The sequence below is a fragment of the Enterococcus sp. AMC2644 genome (genome assembly GCF_058216475.1).
Genome location: NZ_CM177095.1, coordinates 584,029 through 602,587 on the forward strand (window position 1 = coordinate 584,029; position 18,559 = coordinate 602,587).

The 18,559-nt window shown below is 35.6% G+C and carries 14 protein-coding genes; 7 read left to right on the plus strand and 7 right to left on the minus strand.

Going from position 1 to position 18,559, the window contains the following annotated elements:
* Positions 1 to 89: 89 nt before the first annotated feature.
* On the plus strand, positions 90 to 434 hold the full coding sequence (locus tag AC4BC5_RS02920; protein ID WP_490496678.1) for a thioredoxin family protein: 345 nt from the start codon (positions 90 to 92) through the stop codon (positions 432 to 434).
* Between the two features lie 40 nt (positions 435 to 474).
* Here the strand turns inward: AC4BC5_RS02920 and AC4BC5_RS02925 are convergent, their stop codons facing one another.
* Positions 475 to 1,125 (minus strand): redox-sensing transcriptional repressor Rex, encoded by a 651-nt coding sequence (locus AC4BC5_RS02925; protein WP_490496679.1) that lies wholly within the window; start codon positions 1,123 to 1,125, stop codon positions 475 to 477.
* A 212-nt stretch (positions 1,126 to 1,337) separates the two neighbouring features.
* On the opposite strand from AC4BC5_RS02925, the gene AC4BC5_RS02930 reads away from it, so the two are divergent.
* The 4 genes from AC4BC5_RS02930 (at position 1,338) to AC4BC5_RS02945 (ending at position 5,833) form a co-directional block, all read left to right on the plus strand.
* On the plus strand, positions 1,338 to 3,269 hold the full coding sequence (locus AC4BC5_RS02930; protein ID WP_490496680.1) for an ABC-F family ATP-binding cassette domain-containing protein: 1,932 nt from the start codon (positions 1,338 to 1,340) through the stop codon (positions 3,267 to 3,269).
* A 90-nt stretch (positions 3,270 to 3,359) separates the two neighbouring features.
* Positions 3,360 to 4,064 (plus strand): C39 family peptidase, encoded by a 705-nt coding sequence (locus AC4BC5_RS02935; RefSeq protein ID WP_490496681.1) that lies wholly within the window; start codon positions 3,360 to 3,362, stop codon positions 4,062 to 4,064.
* A gap of 82 nt (positions 4,065 to 4,146) precedes the next feature.
* The gene (ald, locus tag AC4BC5_RS02940; RefSeq protein WP_490496682.1) at positions 4,147 to 5,256 is read left to right on the plus strand and encodes an alanine dehydrogenase; all 1,110 of its coding nucleotides are present in this window, start codon (positions 4,147 to 4,149) and stop codon (positions 5,254 to 5,256) included.
* 130 nt (positions 5,257 to 5,386) lie between these two features.
* Positions 5,387 to 5,833 carry a YehR family lipoprotein gene (locus AC4BC5_RS02945; protein ID WP_490496683.1) on the plus strand — a complete coding sequence of 149 codons (447 nt, stop codon included), beginning with the start codon at positions 5,387 to 5,389 and terminating at the stop codon, positions 5,831 to 5,833.
* A gap of 48 nt (positions 5,834 to 5,881) precedes the next feature.
* Here the strand turns inward: AC4BC5_RS02945 and AC4BC5_RS02950 are convergent, their stop codons facing one another.
* Positions 5,882 to 6,637 carry a MerR family transcriptional regulator gene (locus AC4BC5_RS02950; protein WP_490496684.1) on the minus strand — a complete coding sequence of 252 codons (756 nt, stop codon included), beginning with the start codon at positions 6,635 to 6,637 and terminating at the stop codon, positions 5,882 to 5,884.
* Between the two features lie 143 nt (positions 6,638 to 6,780).
* Here AC4BC5_RS02950 and AC4BC5_RS02955 point away from each other — a divergent pair, with 143 nt between their 5' ends.
* Positions 6,781 to 8,163 (plus strand): MATE family efflux transporter, encoded by a 1,383-nt coding sequence (locus AC4BC5_RS02955; RefSeq protein ID WP_490496686.1) that lies wholly within the window; start codon positions 6,781 to 6,783, stop codon positions 8,161 to 8,163.
* A 234-nt stretch (positions 8,164 to 8,397) separates the two neighbouring features.
* Here AC4BC5_RS02955 and AC4BC5_RS02960 read toward each other — a convergent pair whose 3' ends face one another.
* From AC4BC5_RS02960 to AC4BC5_RS02980, 5 genes are all read right to left on the minus strand, one after another.
* Positions 8,398 to 9,510 carry a class C sortase gene (locus AC4BC5_RS02960; RefSeq protein ID WP_490496687.1) on the minus strand — a complete coding sequence of 371 codons (1,113 nt, stop codon included), beginning with the start codon at positions 9,508 to 9,510 and terminating at the stop codon, positions 8,398 to 8,400.
* Positions 9,507 to 10,721 (minus strand): class C sortase, encoded by a 1,215-nt coding sequence (locus tag AC4BC5_RS02965; RefSeq protein ID WP_490496688.1) that lies wholly within the window; start codon positions 10,719 to 10,721, stop codon positions 9,507 to 9,509. The genes AC4BC5_RS02960 and AC4BC5_RS02965 overlap by 4 nt, the downstream gene beginning before the upstream one ends.
* A gap of 89 nt (positions 10,722 to 10,810) precedes the next feature.
* Positions 10,811 to 12,322: a SpaH/EbpB family LPXTG-anchored major pilin gene (locus AC4BC5_RS02970; protein ID WP_490496689.1), complete on the minus strand. Its 1,512-nt coding sequence runs from the start codon at positions 12,320 to 12,322 to the stop codon at positions 10,811 to 10,813.
* A 59-nt stretch (positions 12,323 to 12,381) separates the two neighbouring features.
* Positions 12,382 to 13,149, minus strand: coding sequence for a pilin N-terminal domain-containing protein (locus tag AC4BC5_RS02975; protein WP_490496690.1), 768 nt, complete (start codon positions 13,147 to 13,149; stop codon positions 12,382 to 12,384).
* A gap of 1 nt (position 13,150) precedes the next feature.
* Positions 13,151 to 16,537 (minus strand): SpaA isopeptide-forming pilin-related protein, encoded by a 3,387-nt coding sequence (locus AC4BC5_RS02980; RefSeq protein WP_490496691.1) that lies wholly within the window; start codon positions 16,535 to 16,537, stop codon positions 13,151 to 13,153.
* A 444-nt stretch (positions 16,538 to 16,981) separates the two neighbouring features.
* On the opposite strand from AC4BC5_RS02980, the gene AC4BC5_RS02985 reads away from it, so the two are divergent.
* Positions 16,982 to 18,421 carry a helix-turn-helix domain-containing protein gene (locus AC4BC5_RS02985; RefSeq protein WP_490496692.1) on the plus strand — a complete coding sequence of 480 codons (1,440 nt, stop codon included), beginning with the start codon at positions 16,982 to 16,984 and terminating at the stop codon, positions 18,419 to 18,421.
* The last annotated feature ends 138 nt before the right edge of the window (positions 18,422 to 18,559 follow it).

Here is an 18,559-nt window from a genome sequence, read left to right on the forward strand (position 1 = left end):
TAAAATTGCTCATCAACCTCTCTTTCTCTTTTTAAATAATTGACGAGATAACTGATTGTATTTTAAAGTACATACAAGGAGGAATGAACATGCAAACAGTTACGTTTTCCTATGCACAAGAGCAAATAGCAGCTAAGCAGCTTATCTTACTTTACGTATCTATGCCCAATTGTAGCGTTTGTCATTCTGTAAAACCACGAGTGGAACAACTATTCAAAAACAGCTCACTACCGATGCTTCATCTCGATGCAGATAAATATCCCGAAGTTGCAGGCGCTTTTCAAGTATTGACTGCACCAGTCATTTTACTCTTTTTTGCAGGAAAAGAAGTCCATCGTCAAGCACGCTTTATTGATTTCCAAAAACTAGAACACCTTGTTAAAAACTATCAGTCTATCAATCTATCGGTTAGTTACGAGGAACTTTTCAACTAAAAAACACCCCATCATCAAAAAATGATTTGGGGTGTTTTCGCTATTCTGTAATCGTTTCGCCTTCTGAACCAGAATGCAAGAAATAAATCAATGTTTGTAATTCATTTGTTAAATCAACGTTTTGAATTAAAACATCACTTGATGCTGTGATACGAGCAGGTGTAAAGTTTAGAATGCCTTTGATACCAGCTTCTACCAATTCATTTACAACATCTTGTGAACGTTGTGCCGGAACAGTTAAGATAGCAATATCAATTTGTTGAATCGCGATTTGTTCTTTCATATCAGTCATTGGATAGACTGGAATACCATCTACGATACGTCCTACAATGTCAGGATTTACATCGAACGCCGCACTTACACGAATACTGTTACTTTGATGGAACTTGTATTTTAATAATGCGCTCCCTAAGTTCCCCACTCCAATTAATGCAACATTAGTCATTTGATCGTCATTTAAGGTTTTAGCAAAAAATTGCATTAAATCTTGAACATCATATCCATAACCACGTTTTCCTAATTCGCCAAAATAAGAAAAATCACGGCGAATTGTTGCACTATCAACTTGAACAGCTTCACTTAACTCAGTTGAAGACACTTTTTTCTTTCCAGCATTATTTAAGATTCGCAAATAGCGATAATATAGAGGCAATCGTTTCGCTGTTGCCTTTGGTATTTGATTTTCTTTCACTTTTATAGACCTCCATTTGTGAAATCTTCACTAGTACAAAGAGTATCATATCAAAAAGGACCAAAAAAAAGCAATTTGATTGCTCACAAATAATCGATTCTCATAAATTTTCTTACAAATCATTTTTTAGCTGTCTCGCTAAGTCTTAAAAAATGTGATAGACTAACACTGATTCGTCCATTAAATGAAAAGAGTTTAGAAGTGAGGATACTATGATTTTATTACAAGCCAACCAAATCGCCCGTCTCTTCGGTGCCGAGATTCTTTTTGAGAATCTTCAATTAGAAATTAGTAACCGTGCTCGCATTGGACTTGTGGGTAGAAACGGTGCTGGTAAATCAACTTTCTTAAAAATTATTGCTGGCATCGAAGCTCCTGATGCTGGTACGATAGCTAAAAACAAAACCGCTACTATGGGTTATCTAGCTCAAGATACTGGGCTGGTTTCAGATGCAACTGTCTGGGAAGAAATGCTCGATGCCTTTGCTGAAGTACGTCTAATTGAAAAACGTATGCGTGAATTGGAGATTGCTATTAGTGAAACTGATCCAACCACGCCAGACTATCAAACCATTCTAAAAGAATATGATCGCTTACAGCATGATTTTTCGGAAAAAAATGGCTATGGCTATGAAAACGAAATTCGCTCGGTATTACATGGTTTTCAATTTGATGCTACTTTTTATAGCCAAAAAATCGATACTCTTTCTGGTGGACAAAAAACTCGTCTGGCACTAGCAAAGATGCTGTTACAAAGCCCTGATATTTTAATTCTTGATGAACCAACGAATCATTTAGACATTGAAACTTTGGCTTGGTTAGAAGGCTATTTACAAAATTATTCTGGTTCTCTATTAATCGTTTCGCATGACCGCTATTTTCTGGATAAAGTTGTTACTGAAATTTATGAAATTAGTCGTCGCAAAATGCGCCATTACAAAGGAAACTATAGTCGTTATTTAGACTTAAAAGCGGAACAATTAGCTAGTGATTGGAAGGCCTACGAAAAACAACAAACTGAAATTAATAAATTAGAGGACTTTGTTGCTCGTAACTTAGTACGTGCTTCGACAACCAAACGCGCACAAAGTCGCCGTAAACAATTAGACAAGATGGATCGACTAGATCGTCCACAAGGTGATGAAAAGTCCGCTCATTTCTTATTTGATATCGAAAAACCTTCTGGAAATATCATCTTACAAGTGGAAGAAGCAGCCATTGGTTATTCAGCAGAAGAAGTTTTATCGGAACCAATCAACTTGGATATCCGTCGAAAAGATGCTATCGCCTTAGTTGGCCCTAATGGAATTGGAAAATCGACCTTGTTAAAATCGATAATTGGTGAACTGTCTTTTGTACGTGGCGAAGCTACATTTGGTGCAAATGTCTCAACAGGCTACTATGATCAAGGACAAACGAATTTGCATCATAACAAGACTATTTTACAAGAACTATGGGATGAACATCCAACAACACCTGAAGTTGAAATCCGCACAGCATTAGGTGGTTTCTTATTCTCAGGTGAAGATGTTGATAAGCCAATTGCCTTATTAAGTGGTGGTGAAAAAGCCCGAGTTGCTTTAGCGAAATTAGCAATGAATCAAGAAAATTTCCTAATTCTTGATGAACCAACCAACCATTTGGACATTGACAATAAAGAAGTCCTAGAAAATGCTTTAATTGATTATGAAGGAACGTTATTTTTCGTTTCGCATGACCGTTATTTTATTAATCGTATTGCGACAAAAGTAATTGAACTTTCCGAAAATGGTAGTAAGCTTTATTTAGGTGATTATGACTATTATTTAGAAAAGAAACAAGAAGAAGCAGAAATTGCTGCTCTGCTAGAGGAAAAAGAAGAGAGCGTTCATGTTTCAACTGGAAAACAAAACTTCCAACAAAGTAAGGAACAACAAAAGATTCTCCGCAATTTACAACGTAAAATTGAAAAAATCGAAGAAGAGCTAGCAATAGTAGAGGAAGAAATTACAACTTCTGAAACAAAAATGACTAAACCTGAAATTTTAAATGACCACGTGAAGTTGAATGAATTAAATCAATTTATTGAATCTGCACAACACCGTCAAGAACAATTAATGGAAGAATGGGAAACATTGAGTCTTGAGTTAGAAGCGTTAAATTAAAAAAACATCGGACTTTTCATCCTAAAGTCCGATGTTTTTTTAGCCAAGTTTGATTTAATAAATAGTAACTGGTACAAAGGAGGAAACCTCGTGAAAAAGAACAGAAATTGGGGAATAATTGTTTTAGGAGGACTAATGATTGGGAGCGGTATATTAGGTTTCGGTGTTCGAAACGCCATTCATGATTATGACACACAAACTTATGAACAACCAACAATGCCTGTTGAAGAATACGATTATGAAGAAGGTCCCTATACAGAATTTTCTTATCGGGCAACCCAGCAACTAAAAGCAGATGGCATCAAAGTCCCCTTATACTTACAAACTGATGAGCGTTGGAAGAATGAAACTATTGATTACAACTATTCGTTAACCATGGAAACAAATGGTAGTGCCTTTGCATCGATGATAATGGTTCTTTCTTATTGGCAAGATACTGATTACGATTTTGATGTTATTTATAGTCTATCCTCTGACAGTTATTTTAGTTCTGACAATACGCTTAAATGGAAATTTTTTGAAGAAGCTGGTGAATCTTTTGGTGTTTCTATTGCCAATTTAGGCTATAACTATGCAGAAGCTGAAACACACTTGAAAAATGACGAACCGGTCATTGTCGCATTGAATCCGGATGACACTTCCTCAAATGAACACTTTGCAGTCATTGTTCGCACGAAAAATGGCAATCTACGTGTCTTAGATCCTCTAGATACTCCAGAAACAGAACGTTATAAAAAAACATACACTCCTTCTGAATTAACAGATAATATTCAAAACTATTGGGCAATCATTTAATTGATTGTCTTTTTTAATTGTGAATTTGTAATCAATATAATTTTCCTCTATACTAGATAGAGAGATTAATGGAGGGATTTTTATGAAAATTGGCATACCTAAAGAAATTAAGAACAATGAAAACCGTGTTGCATTACCCCCATCAGGTGTTTACGAATTAATTCAAGCCGGCCACCAAGTACTTGTCGAAACAAATGCTGGTGTGGGCTCTGCAATTTCTGACGAAGAATACCAACAGGTTGGTGCAACAATTGGTACACAATCAGATGCTTGGTCAGCTGATATAGTCTTGAAAGTCAAAGAACCGCTCCCTGAAGAGTATCCGTATTTTCGTGAAGGTTTAGTCTTATTCACTTATTTACATTTAGCCGCTAACAAAGCTGTTACGGAAGCTTTATTAAAAGCGAAAGTAAACACGATTGCCTATGAAAGTGTTCAACTAGATGACCATTCACTTCCTTTATTAGCACCGATGAGTGAAATTGCTGGTCGAATGGCTGCACAAATTGGCGCAGAGTTTTTAGAAAGTCCTCAAGGTGGGAAAGGTATCTTATTAGCAGGTGTACCGGGCGTTCGTAAAGGCAATGTTGTCATTATTGGCGGTGGTATCGCTGGAACAAATGCAGCAAAAATCGCCTATGGGCTAGGTGCAAATGTAACAATTCTCGATGTAAATATCAATCGTTTAAAAGTATTAGATGCCCAGTTTAACGGTCAAATTCAAACTCTTTTATCTAACACTTTTAATATTCACCAACAATTAAAAACTGCCGATCTAGTAATAGGTGCTGTATTACTGCCGGGACATAAAGCTCCAACTTTAGTGACTCGTGAAATGGTACGTGATATGCCTGATCGTTCAGTAATTGTTGATATTGCAATCGATCAAGGAGGGATATTTGAGACAGGTACAAAAACAACCACTCATGATAATCCAACTTATGTTGAAGAAAATGTTATTCACTATGCCGTTGCAAACATGCCTGGTGCAGTTGCACAAACGGCTACTCATGCACTGAGTAACGCCACATTACCCTTTACGAAAAAGTTAGCTGCTGGAACATTTGAGCAAGTGATTCAATCTGACACTGCCCTCTTCCGCGGTGTCAATACTTATCAAGGTCAATTAGTTCATGAAGCTGTTGCAAGTGATTTATCGTTAGCTTATACATCATTAAACGAACTGCTATAAATAACTACCCCATTCCCTATAGAACTACGACGTTTCTCTGTTTGTAAAAGGAAATACAAGCGAATATTAAGTCAATTTGTCTGAAAATTGGTAAAATAAAGGGAATAACTATAAAATAGAGGAGTTGTTTATGATGAAAAAATTGTTAGCATTAGGAATAACGATTGTTGCTCTAGTTTTTATGGTAAGTTGTAGTAGTGAAGAAAAAAAAGTATTTGTCTCAGAAACTGATGGCTATAGCTCTGAAATTACTTATTATTACAAAGGTGATAACGTAACGAAACAAACAACAAAAAATTTGGTTAGTTATGAGTATCTAGGTGCTGCAGATACTGAGGCAGCAAAAACAACCCTTGAACCGTACGCGAAACAGTACCGTGATATTAAAGGCATTGATTATTCTATCGATTATGAGGACCCGGTTGTGGAAGAAATAACTGTCACTTACGCTGACATCGATTATGAACAGGTTAAAAATATTGATGGTTTTACTATTGAGGGCAATACTGACCAAGGAATTAGTATGAAGAAAAGCGAAGAATTACTGTTAAATCAAGGGTATAAATTGAAAGAATAAGTAAATGAAACAAGAAGTTCATCCATAGATGGGATGAACTTCTTGTTTTTATTGTGCATGATATTGAATGGCATCGTTTAAGGCTTGGGCAGCTCCTACTTGTTTTTCATCATAATAAGCTGTGAACCGTTCATCTGTAACATACATCATTCCTAAGCCTTTGTGAGCCTCGGCTGAATATGTTGGCCAAGTGAAACTCAACCATTTTTTGTGTAATTCACAAATTTCTTTTGCAGTTTCACTTTCAACTTTCGGTTGTTGTAAATAGACACCAATTTTTTCAAATAATTTTGTTTCGGTTTCTGCCATTTCCTGCATTTGCTCTTCTGTTAAGTTCAAATATTTTTGATTTGAACGTTCAATAGTCTCTTTTCCGTACTTCTCACGAATCTCTTCACCGTATGTTGCTTCATTTTCTGCAACTTTTTGTTCTTTAAATGCTTTAAATTTTTCTTGATCTGTCATTTCAATCTCTCCTTTATAATAATGCATTGTTTGTTGAACAGACGCCAATAAACGATCAATTTCACGCCGTTTTGCGAATAGTTTTTCTTGATGCTCTATCAAAGCTTGTTCAACATTAAAATCAGGATTATCGAGAATTTCTTTAATTTCTTCTAGTTTCATATCTAGTTCTCGATAAAATAAAATTTGTTGCAATCGATTGACTTCTTGTTGACCATAGATACGATACCCCGATGAATTAACTCTTGCTGGTTTTAGCAAATCAATTTCATCATAAAATCGTAATGTCCGTGCACTGACACCAGATAAATTGGCTATTTTTTTTATCGTATACTCCATGTCTTATCCCTCCTGACAAACCTATCATAAACCTTTCCGTTACGAGAAGGTCAAGTAAAATAAATATTTTTTTGCTTGTACCTTTTTTTGTTTCATGTAAAATACAAGAGACAGTCTAAAAAAGGAAGTGAACAGGAGAAACAATGAAAAAATTTATTGGAGATAAAGCTTTTTATCGAACAGTCTTAACGATAGCTGTTCCTGTAATGATTCAAAATGGCGTGACGAACTTAGTCAATTTTTTGGATAATATTATGGTTGGGCAAATTGGTACTGAGCAGATGTCTGGCGTGGCAATCGTTAATCAACTTATTTTTGTTTTTAATTTATGTATTTTTGGTATTGTTTCGGGTGCCAGTATTTTTGGTACTCAATATTATGGAAAACGTGATTTTGTGGGGATGCGAAATGCGTTTCGTTTTAAATTAGTTGCAGGAATTATTGCTTCATTACTTGGTGCGCTCTTACTTTTTACCATGCAGGTTCCCTTAATTTCATTATTTTTACATGGCGATGGTACAAGTAGTAATTTATCACTTGCATTACAGTCTGGACAAGCATTTCTGATGATTATGTTAATTGGTCTCGTTCCTTTCTCTATTTCGCAAGCTTATGCGAGTACCTTACGAGAAATGGGAAAAACAATTGTGCCAATGTTTGCAAGTAGCGTTGCTGTGGTAACGAATACTATTCTTAATTATTTATTGATTTTTGGAAACTTTGGTGCACCTCAATTAGGAGTACAAGGAGCAGCAATCTCAACAGTCATTGCACGAATTATTGAGTGTACAATTATCGTAGTTTGGGTTCATCGCCATAATATGGATAATCCATTTATTGTAGGTGCGTATCATCATTTCCATATTCCCAAGCAACTCGTACAACAAATCATCAAAAAAGGTTCCCCTTTAATGTTAAATGAAGTCCTTTGGGCATGTGGAATGACGATTGTCTTACAAGCTTATTCTATTCGAGGATTAAATGTCATTGCAGGAATGAACATTGCTTCAACGGTCTCAAATATTTTTAACATTATTTTCTTAGCATTAGGTGGCGCAGCTGCGATTGTCGTTGGTCAATTATTAGGTGCAAACAAAATGGCTGAAGCTAAAGACAGCGCTCGTAAATTAATTTTCTTCTCAGTAGTGAGTTGTACAATTATGGGGATTTTCATGATTCTCATTGCTCCTCATTTTCCAGAAATTTATAATACAAACCTTGAAGTCAAAGATTTAGCGAGCCATTTTATTATGATTGGTGCTATCTGTATGCCATTTTATGCGTTTAATCATGTCAGTTACTTTGTGTTACGTTCAGGTGGAAAAACAATTATTACCTTTTTATTTGATAGTGTCTTTATTTGGGTCATCGTCTTACCATTGGCATATCTATTAAGCACTCACACATCTTTGCCAATTGTTTGGGTATACTTCATCTGCCAAATGACTGAAACTTTAAAATGTATCATTGGTTATTTCTTAGTTAAATCCGATGCTTGGCTAGAAAATATTATTGTAGAAGCTTAAAAAGCAAAATAGCCAACTTATATGGCACTAGACCTTTTTCAGTTCTTTATCAATCAGGACTGATGCGTTACATTGAAAAAAACCAAAACAGAAGTCTTCACGATCTGTTTTGGTTTTTTTGTTAGTTTACTTTAATTAATTGACGATAAAATTCTTGTTTTCAATAATCATCCATCTACTGAACTGTTACTTGTTGTTTAATTATTATAGCTTTTATCAATCAATTTTTTCACTTTATTTCTTTGAAAATTGAAAGCTATTTGCTTTCATCTGACAAAAGTATTTCGGATTGATTTTAAACACCGTCACAGTTTGGTGCTTCTTTTTAATTCCTATGCGCGCAATCCACTCTTGATCCGTTTTAATTGTATAGATATTCCCTGGTACGTCTTCAAAAACACCGGTACCTACTTCATCCATCGTCACCTGATACGGCTTTTGTTTCCGCATTTGCGGTTTTTTACCCAATCGATCATAGAGAGTCACAGATTGTCCTGCAACTAATATTAATGGAATTGATATCCGCACCTTATTCAGTCGATAACGGGCAATCCCTCTATACATCAAGAAGAGCAACACGCCAACTGCGAAGAATATTCCTACGAGAATTCCAAGTTGCTTCCACTGCCTAAAACGATCACCTTCTGCTTTTTGTTGCTTAACTTCTGGGGTATAAGGTACACGTTCTCCCGTTATCAACAAACGATGGGAGTTAATCATGTATGGTGTACAAGTTAATAGTGTAACTAAGTCTTTTCCAAGAACAATCTTTAACGCATCGGTATCTTGCGGATCCACGACTTGCATTTCTCGAACTTCATAAGCCAGCGTTTCTCCCAACACTTCTAATAAAAAGATATCGCCAATTGCTAAGTCAGGGATACTCGTAAATAATTTTCGATTCGGTAAACCACGATGGCCAGAAATCACCGAGTGGGTACTTTTGCCACCAATGGGAAAAGAAGTTCCTTGCAAGACGGTTGCGCCACGTTCCAGTAATTCGTTGTTCGTTATGTCATACAAAGGTACTTCTAACAATAGCTTGGGAATATTTACTTTACCAATCAAATGTTCTTGATAATAGGCTGCTTCTTTTGCTGTTGCTCCGGTTTCACCAAAAGGATCGGTCCCAATTTGTAAATTACTCTCTTGCAATTGGGCATTTTCTTCTGCCATTTTAGCTCGTTCAGCTTCATATTTGGTTTTATTTTCCCTCAGTATAGATTCCATTCTTTTTTGATCGAGAAAACTATTTAACGTATCGACATAAAAAGGGTACGTCATCGTTAATAAACCGATTAAAAAAATCATTAAGATAATAGTTTGACTGATTACTTGTTTTTTCATTTGTTATTCCCTCGATGAATTTGATAGTTCTTTTGTTTGCCGGCTTTGACTCGTTTCAACACCTTATGAGAACTACGAATCACAAATTCTTTCCCTTTCAAACGATAAATATACCCTTTGATTTTAGGAAAACTTCCTCGGCTTTGTGCTTGCACCCAATAATGGCCTCCCCGTATTTGGTGAAAACACACTTCACCTTCTTCATTCGAGACAGCAACAAGTGGTTGTCCTTCGACTAAAAGTGGGAGTTTACGCTTATCAACTAATATAAAGGATTCGCCTACTTCTGGTTTTCCCTTGTTCATCAAAATAAATCGGAAGTCATAGGCATATTTGCCACTTTGATAATAGACAAACTTGCGCCACATCCAATAAAGAATCCCTCCAAAGAACAGCGGAATCAAGGCCATAAATAATCGAAAGCGATTCTTATGATACTTCTGCACCTGTTCTTTTTCTTTCTCCATTTCCTCCACATATGGAATACGGTGCGCTGTAACTAACAGACGATGGGTGTTAATCATATAGGGTGTACACGTCACCAAAGTCACTAAATCTCGATCTTCTTGAATCACTAAATCATCCAATTCATGGGGTAAAACAGTCTTAAAACTTTCTATTTGATACGCTAGCTTCTCTCCAGCTACATCAATGTAAAAATCATCAGCAACCTGTAACTTTTCTAAATCAGTAAACAGCATTTTGTCGGGCAAGCCACTATGACCAGTAATCACCGAATGAGAACTCTCTCCACCAATTGGAAAAGAGGTACCTTGTAAAATCGTTGCTCCACGATCTAACAGAATATTGTTGGTAGTGTCAAACAACGGTAAACTAACATGAATCTTAGGAATGTAAATGGCACCAATTGTATGTTCTTCAAAATATTCACGACCGGGATCGACCGAATCACCTACTGCAGATTCAAAAGGATCTTCTACCAAGCCCATACCAGGAATATTGGTAGTTTTTTTGTTTGCAAGCAGTTCTTCATTTTGTTTTTCCATCTCGGCTAAGCGTTCGGCACGTTCCTTCAAAAAAAGTTCTTGGTTATCTACTTGAAGTTTTTCAATCATCTTTTGATCGTAGTAATTGTTAATCGCATCAACCACAAAGGGATAGCTAAAAATGATAGCACCTGTCATGAATAATAAGGCCATTAGTAACTTTAAGAATAAATTAACTCGTTCATTTTTTTGTTTCTGATCCATCACAATGTCTCCCTTTTAATAGCTCTATGTAAAAAGGTAACTCCATCGAAGGAAGTTACCTTTCAAAATTTCTTTATTTCATTTAATGATTAAACTTCTGCTTGAACTTTAGATTTTCTGAACCAAGCATACGCACCAATCATCAAAGCTGCTCCGACTACTAGGAAAGCATAGATTCCATTGCCACCTGTTGAAGGAAGTAAACCTTTAGGAGTGTTTTCTACTGTTTGAATTTTAGCTTCAGTATATTCACCTTTTTTAACTGTAAATAAGATATCTTCTGTTAAGAGCACATAATCATTTGGTGCTTCGGTTTCTTCAAGTGCATAATCACCTTCAGTTAAACCAATCACAGCAAATTTACCATCTGCAGGAGTGACCATTTCAGTTGCATCTGCTAAACCTTCTGTCCATGCAACAAAAACATATTCTCCTTTTCCATTTGTTGTTAACTCTGCGTATTTTCCATCTTCATTTTTCACAACAAATTTTGCTCCAGCAAGTGCTTTTTCTGTATGAGCATCTACTTTGACAAATTTCTTACCGCCAGTAAAAACGCCTGGTGGAGGAGTGATTTCATTTTCAGTTTCAGTATCAGGTTTTGTACTTGTAATTACACTTGCATTGTTGTTAATAATTTCATCTGGCATTACTTCAGCAGTTAATTGCATTTTGTAAGTGACAATTAATTTTGTTCCTGCTAATGCACGAACTTTAGCATTCAAGATTAAGTTTGCTACGAAACCACCATCTTCTCTTACTACTGTATAGTCTTCACCTTCTACTAATCCTGCTAATGTTAATTCGTCAGGATCAGCTAAAGCTAGCCCTTCACCCGGTTTATCTTTAATAGCAAATTTAGTTGTTGTTGCATCCGCTAAGTTTGAAGGTAAGTTAATTGTTAATTGATAGTTTAAAATATCACCTGTTGTAATATTTGGATATTCTACGCCATCAATGGTTAATGAAGTAAAGTCTGACGCATTAGCCAAAACTTTTTCATTTTCTTCTTTAACATTTTTTGGATAGATTTGAATATTCGTATTAATTTCATCAGAATAAGTGATGCTGCCATCTGATGAAACAGTTGCTGTATAAATAGGCATTGCTAACACAATTGGTTGTGCACGTTGTGTAACTGTTGGTGTAGCAGGTGTTCTAGTTTCAACGATTAAGTAAACTGCATCATATTCTACGCCATCTACCGTTTTCTTCAAAGGTAACTCATCAAATGTTACTTGACCATTTCCATCTGTTTCTTTTTCACCCTTAACTACAGTTGTAGCATATGTCGTACTATCATTTTCAATTGTTTCTTTAGCAGTCTTTTGATCACTATCTTTAATTAAGTTATGATAAGCTGCTGTGACATCATAAACTGTAAAGCCAGCGCCTTCTAAAGGTTCACCACCAAAATCCATTTCTTCCCCTGTATTCGGTACGGGATCTGGCATTTCACCGTCAAATACTCGTTTATTCACGGTAATACTTGTTGTATCTTCTGCAGGCACTACTGCATGCACAGTTGCTGTCCCAAAAACACCACTAAATAATGGTAAAACAAGCAATGCTGCAAAAAGCGTTTTCCATAATTTTTTCATTTATAATTCCTCCTTTATTTTTTGTACAATATTTAATAGACTGTTTGTCTTTTGTACCACTAATTACTTCTTTGGCTCGCACGTTTTTTCCAGAAAAAGAGTGCTAAACCAATTAAGAATACACCGAGTAATCCTAGCATCGACTTTACTTCACCCGTTTGTGGCAAGTGTGGTTTTCCAGGATTGCTGGGTTTACCTGGGTTGCTAGGTTTTCCTGGCTTATCAGGTCCATCTGGTGGTGTAGGTTTCTCCACTTCTTTCCCAAAGTTTTTTGGATACATATCAATGATGGATAATTCCTTGTCCGTTACCTGTCCACTTGCATCCAATTCATAAATCGGGAAAGCAATCACTAAGGGCTCAGCACCAGTCACTGTCAATGTTTCCGTATTTGGTAAGGTTGTTTCAACAACTAGATAGACTGCATCTTGACCATTGATTACTTTAGGAAAAGCAACAAATTCTACAATCCCATCTTTTTTGGTAAATCCTTCATCAGTGACTTGGTTTTCATCCAATGCATATTTCGCTACATTCTCTTGAATCGTTTGAATCACTTGCTGTTGTGTTGAACCAATAATTAATTGATGATATTCCGTTGTGATGTCATAGACCGTAAAACCTGCCCCTTCAAGAGGTATACCTGAAAAATCCATCTCCGAACCGGTATTCTGAAGACTGTCTTCCGGTGCTTTTTCCCAAAGTTGTTTATGAATAAAGAGATTCACCATTGATTCATCAGCAAAACTTTGTTGTGGTGCTACAACACTAATGAATAAGGTTGCAAGGAAAAGAGCTAATTTCATGAACATCGATTTATTCTTCATCTTAGTTCAACCCCTTTCGATTGCGATAAACATAGAAACCACCAACTGTGCCAATCAAGGCAAAAGCAATTGCTGCGCTAACGAAGTAAAGCGTTCTACCATGACCACCTGTGGAAGGAATCAATCCTTTAGGCGTATTGGCAATTGTTAAAGTAACCCTATTATTCTCTTCATCATTTAAAGCAATTTCTAGTGCTTCTTCGTCTACCTCTTCCCCATCATAGGTAATCGTCACCTTGCCTTCATCAGAAACACTCACGACAAATGTGTCACTTAAGAGCACATAGCCATTCGGTGCAAAGCTTTCTTTCACTTCATACACGCCTGGTTCTAATAAGTATAAGTTGGAATCTGCATCAACAAAGTGCCCCATTCCATCTTCACCCGTAGTTAGCGTAGCTAGGACATCAGAAACTTCTTCATCTGAATTTTGTTTCCGTAATTCAAAGATAGCTCCTGCTAATGCCTTACCAGTGTGATAATCTTTTTTCAGAATTGAGAAATCGAATTTGCGAAGTTCATTGTACTTAGCAAAAACAAATGTCCCAGCATCACCTTTCTGATACCAACCATCTATTTCTGGTCGTTCATTTGTGATTTCATTACCTGCTTGATCTTTAAACTTACCATCTGCAGTGATTTGGAAGAAGAACTCTGTGTCATCTTCTTGGTAACCTGTAGGAATTGTTGTTTCTATCAGACTGTAATAACCTGGTGTTAGATTCGCGATAGAATCTGAATCGTTTGCTACTAATTCTTGTACTATCTCTGAAGATCCCTCCCACTCAGCTTGTTCGTATTTATATAAAGTAAGTTTTGCACCATCCAAAGACTCATTCGTTTCCGTTGAATATTTCTCAACAGCTATCGGCAGATAAATTTTCTTATTTGTCCATACAGTGCCATCTTCATTTGCTTCACTTTCATATCCAGCTGGTACATTCACTTCTTCAACAACCTTATAAGCGAAAGTTTCTCCCTTATTGTTGAATGTTGGTAAGTACAAGCTTTCTTCGTACTCAGTTCCAGCTACTTTTGAAAGTTGTGTCACCTTTTCACGTTTCCATTCATTAGGTGTTAATCGTAAATAAGCATCTTTCCAACCACTCGTGGTAGTTGTCCGTGTCACTTTGAAATCTAAATGGTTTGGACGAGAACCTGTATCCTCATCGAACTCTTCCCAGATTTTTTTAAGATCTATCGTTGTTCCTGGTGCTTTGCCGGAAGGAACACCGAATTCATGTTGTTCATCAGGATGATCCCCATTTGGTGTTAAAGTTGTTATCCCATTCATCGGATACCAATAATCTGGATTAAAATCATCAGCTTCGGTATTAATCCGAATTTGATAATGAACTTGAATTTCTTGTCCTTCACCCAAATTTAGATTTGTTGTAGCTATCGTATTTGTCTCTGAATCATAACTGCTAGCAATCTCTGCTAGCTCCTCGCTAGAAAGTGCTGGATTTCCAACAGAACGAATAGATAGTGAATCTGGTTCATAGAGATATTGAGAACCAATAGGATCATTTATGGAACCGTTTGAAATATGATTTTCTTTGACTTTTCCCGTAAATTTATTAACGAATGCATTCAGTTCATCTAAAGTATTAACTGGATAATAATCATCTTCCGTAGAAGCGATTTGTTCAAATGTATCTCGAATATTATTTGCTCCTAAACCTCCTGAAGCACCAATATTCATCCCCATGGCAACCAATTGAACATTATCTTCTTTGATTCTTTCTGCAGTCCCTCGTAAAGAGAAGAAATGGTTCCACACCTTCACGCCATTAACTGTATAGCTCTTGGTACCGGCATTATAACGGTCAAAATGAGAATCTTTTTCATCCCCATTTCCATCAATATTGCTTGTGTCATAATCATAACCAATATAAGGACCTGCGTTTTGAATTCCGTTATTAAACCAGTCCACAAAAGATACAGCATTACCAGTTAGTTGGGATTCATTTCCTTCAGCTATTCCTGTCACATGATAACTGAATGTTGGAACACCATCTGTTAGCAAAACTAAAATCCTATTATTATTACTTCCATCATCTAGCATAGCTTTTCCGTCTAATAACGCTTTTTGAGTAAAGGTTGCTCCTTCTTGAATAACTTTAGGTGAAGACCCCAATGTACTATACGCATTATTGATTGCTGTCTCAGCCGAACTTACTGGTTGTAACCCGATAGAAGTTGAGCTACCAATTTTTACTGGTGTTGCCCATTCAGTACCTGTGCTTCCTGCAGCGACATTCGATGAGTAAGCAATAAAACCAACATTTAATCCTGAGATATCATTCAGATTATCCATTATTTGTAATACAGCTTCTTTTTGACGCTGTATTTTTGTTTTTGTATCACCTGATACAACAGAATTCATACTCCCTGACCAATCGGCTACAATGACCAAATCAGTTGGCTCAGTTTTTATTTTTCCACGCACATTCAAATACACATCAAACAATCCTGGTGTGCCAGTTTCTTTGGCATATTTTCGAATAGCAGACTCCTCATTTTCTAAATAAGAATTTGTCGTATTATCTGGATCACCATTCCAAGTCGTTTCATTTTCGCCATTTCCTTGGTAGTTTAAAACATTTTTATCATTCCCTGGAGCCCAAGAATTTGTAGGATATTTTCCGTTTTCATCTTCTGTATAACTAGGAGATTCGGATGGAACAAATGCTGCTCTAGTTTTGCTATAATCATTATTCAAAAGAACCCTACTTGGAGAAATAGCATTTTCTAATGCTTCCATCTGTTCTTCTGTCTCTTTTGTACTTTCTATCTCTTTTTCTGTCGAACTTGTTCTTTCCTCTACAGTTTTCTCCTCTGTTTCTTCTGCAGTAGACTCTGTAATAGATTCCGTCGTCGTAGTTTCAGTGATTGGTGTAGAAGGTACCGTTAAAGAATGTGGTCCTGCTACCTCTTGTGAAAAGATATTCGCTGTCACGATAGTTTCTTCTGTTTCATCTGTTGTTTCTACATCCGCTTGAATCGTCAACGATACTTGATCCACAGATGAGTGAGTAATGACTTGCACTTTTCCTTTAGAACTTGCAGAAAACTCATCTTGAACAAACCATTCTTGGTCGTAGCTCCAACCTTGTTGTTGCTCGAATGCTACTTGCTGACCATCCGCTATTAGAGAAAATTTCAAACGTTGATTCTCATCATTTGATTGATTGTCAAACTGGAACTCCCAAGTAACCGTATCGCCGTCATTAACGGCATTAGCTTTGATATTTAAGTTTTCATTTTTTATCACTGCTTGTGATTGTTCATTACTATCAGCAAAAACAGTATGAATACCAAATAATGGAATGAAAAAATTAAACAACAAAACAAACAAAACTCCCTGAGTAATTGCCTTCTTCATTATTTTCCTCCTCTCTGTTAGTGATTGAATAAAAAATCGTTAGTTCTTTTTTCAAATGAGCAATTTTTATAGACTTACCTACTAACGTCAAATATTGCATTTATTTTTCATTCATTCCAACCCATTTACAGTAATAAATGTACGGTAATTTATTACCGTACACATTCATTATGCAAATTTAAAAAAACAATAATACATTCAAAATTCAACTATCTATAAGTCGTTTTTTGAATGGAATTAAACCTATAAATTATCATTGTCATAATGTATTCTTTTAAGAAACAAACAGTTTAATAAATTTTTTAGAAACAATAAAAAGCAACAGATATGTACTAACTTGCAAACTTCATCAGAAATTATTGTTTGTTATGACTAAGAGTCTTCTTCTTTTGTGTTTCATGTAAAATTTATTAGATAGTAAATTAATTTTTTAGGAGGCTTGTCTTGCAATCATCAAAGAACACTCAAATTCTACATCTAGATATTATCAATCTTCTTGAAAATGAGACTAAACCTATTTCTATGCAAGAAATAGTGAACCAACTGAAATACCCCACCCTACATGCTGTTAAACGTACAGTACATGAATTAAAATTTACCATTAGCCATCTCTATCCTGAGAATAAAATGACATTAATTATTGATTCACGAAATGGCGTATCTTTAATTCGTCATAATGTCAGTTTACAAGAATTAATGCTCTCATTAAGTAAACAAAGTATTCCTTATCAGCTCATATTTAACATATTGGAACAACGACGTATTCCTGTGACACAATACTGTGAAGAACACTTTATTTCTCACTCAACGTTGATTCGCTACATAAAAAAATCAAATGAACTGATTCAAAGCCACACTTCAAATACTTTTCAGATTGTTTCTTTTGACTATATCAGTATCAAAAGTACCGAATCTACGGTTCGGATGTTATTTTATTTTCTTCTGAAGTCCAGTTCTCATTCTCTTGAGCAATTAGATGAATGGCATTCATCTATTAAAAATACTAAAAAAATTTTCGATCACTTTGCTCTCACTTACAACGAAACACAAATTCAACGTATTTCATTATGGTTCTATGTTTGCCAAAAAGCGATTAACAATAACATTCATGTGAAACCCAGTGATCCTGCTTTGAAAAATATTTCTTACTTTTTTTTAGAAGAAAAACCTATGTTTCTTAAAAAATGGCAAAAGACTGATTGGCAATTATTTTGCCTCTTTTTTTACTCAATGGAATTTAAGCTAACAGAAAAAATCATTAGAGTTACAAATACCACTCTCTTCCACGAAATTATTGAAGCATGGATTAAGAGTTTTGAGAGCGTTTTCCATACACTTTCTTTTGAAGAAAAACAATTCACGACATTGATTCTACAAAGGCAATTTCAATATATCGAGCTAACTCAGTTCAAAGAATCCGTTCTAAAAGCAATTGAGTTCTCACAAGACACAGTTATAAAGACGGAACATCCTTTCTTTTTACAAACAACTGAAAAACTTTGGCAAACTTTTTATGATAAGGTAAACAGAAAAGGAGCTATTCAAGCTTTTGCTGGTGCCTCTCTTGCAAACTGTGCTCGACTAGTTCCACTATCCTCTTTTATACTCCATCCTGTATATATTTATGTGATTACGGAAACAACGTACTCTCATGTAGCGCTAATTCAAGAACAAATCAAAAGTTGGTGTCATCAATATACACTTGAATTTGTCAGTGATTTTAGAAAAGCAGATTTAGTGATTACTTCTTGTACATTCATTGATGCTCTTGAAAAAAATCAAAAAATGATTCACATTCGTGCCTCCTTAACTTACAATGACTTAAACCATATTCAGCAATCGATTTATAAAGTATTATTAGATTATCATCTAGAATCTAAATAAATATAAACTTGATAAAAAAATAGATACCTCATACACATCAAAAATCTTCTATCATAGAAATCAAAAAGACCATGCTTCAACTTAAAAAATCTGAGCATGGTCTTATATAGGCCTCTTTTATTCAAATGAACACAAAAA

Bases quoted from the DNA above. Each gene is read 5' to 3' on its own strand.
- AC4BC5_RS02920 (WP_490496678.1), top strand. From the start codon at position 90: ATGCAAACAGTTACGTTTTCCTATGCACAAGAGCAAATAGCAGCTAAG.
- AC4BC5_RS02930 (WP_490496680.1), top strand. From the start codon at position 1,338: ATGATTTTATTACAAGCCAACCAAATCGCCCGTCTCTTCGGTGCCGAG.
- ald (WP_490496682.1), top strand. From the start codon at position 4,147: ATGAAAATTGGCATACCTAAAGAAATTAAGAACAATGAAAACCGTGTT.
- AC4BC5_RS02945 (WP_490496683.1), top strand. From the start codon at position 5,387: ATGATGAAAAAATTGTTAGCATTAGGAATAACGATTGTTGCTCTAGTT.
- AC4BC5_RS02950 (WP_490496684.1), bottom strand. From the start codon at position 6,637: ATGGAGTATACGATAAAAAAAATAGCCAATTTATCTGGTGTCAGTGCA.
- AC4BC5_RS02955 (WP_490496686.1), top strand. From the start codon at position 6,781: ATGAAAAAATTTATTGGAGATAAAGCTTTTTATCGAACAGTCTTAACG.
- AC4BC5_RS02960 (WP_490496687.1), bottom strand. From the start codon at position 9,510: ATGAAAAAACAAGTAATCAGTCAAACTATTATCTTAATGATTTTTTTA.
- AC4BC5_RS02965 (WP_490496688.1), bottom strand. From the start codon at position 10,721: ATGGATCAGAAACAAAAAAATGAACGAGTTAATTTATTCTTAAAGTTA.
- AC4BC5_RS02970 (WP_490496689.1), bottom strand. From the start codon at position 12,322: ATGAAAAAATTATGGAAAACGCTTTTTGCAGCATTGCTTGTTTTACCA.
- AC4BC5_RS02975 (WP_490496690.1), bottom strand. From the start codon at position 13,149: ATGAAGAATAAATCGATGTTCATGAAATTAGCTCTTTTCCTTGCAACC.
- AC4BC5_RS02980 (WP_490496691.1), bottom strand. From the start codon at position 16,537: ATGAAGAAGGCAATTACTCAGGGAGTTTTGTTTGTTTTGTTGTTTAAT.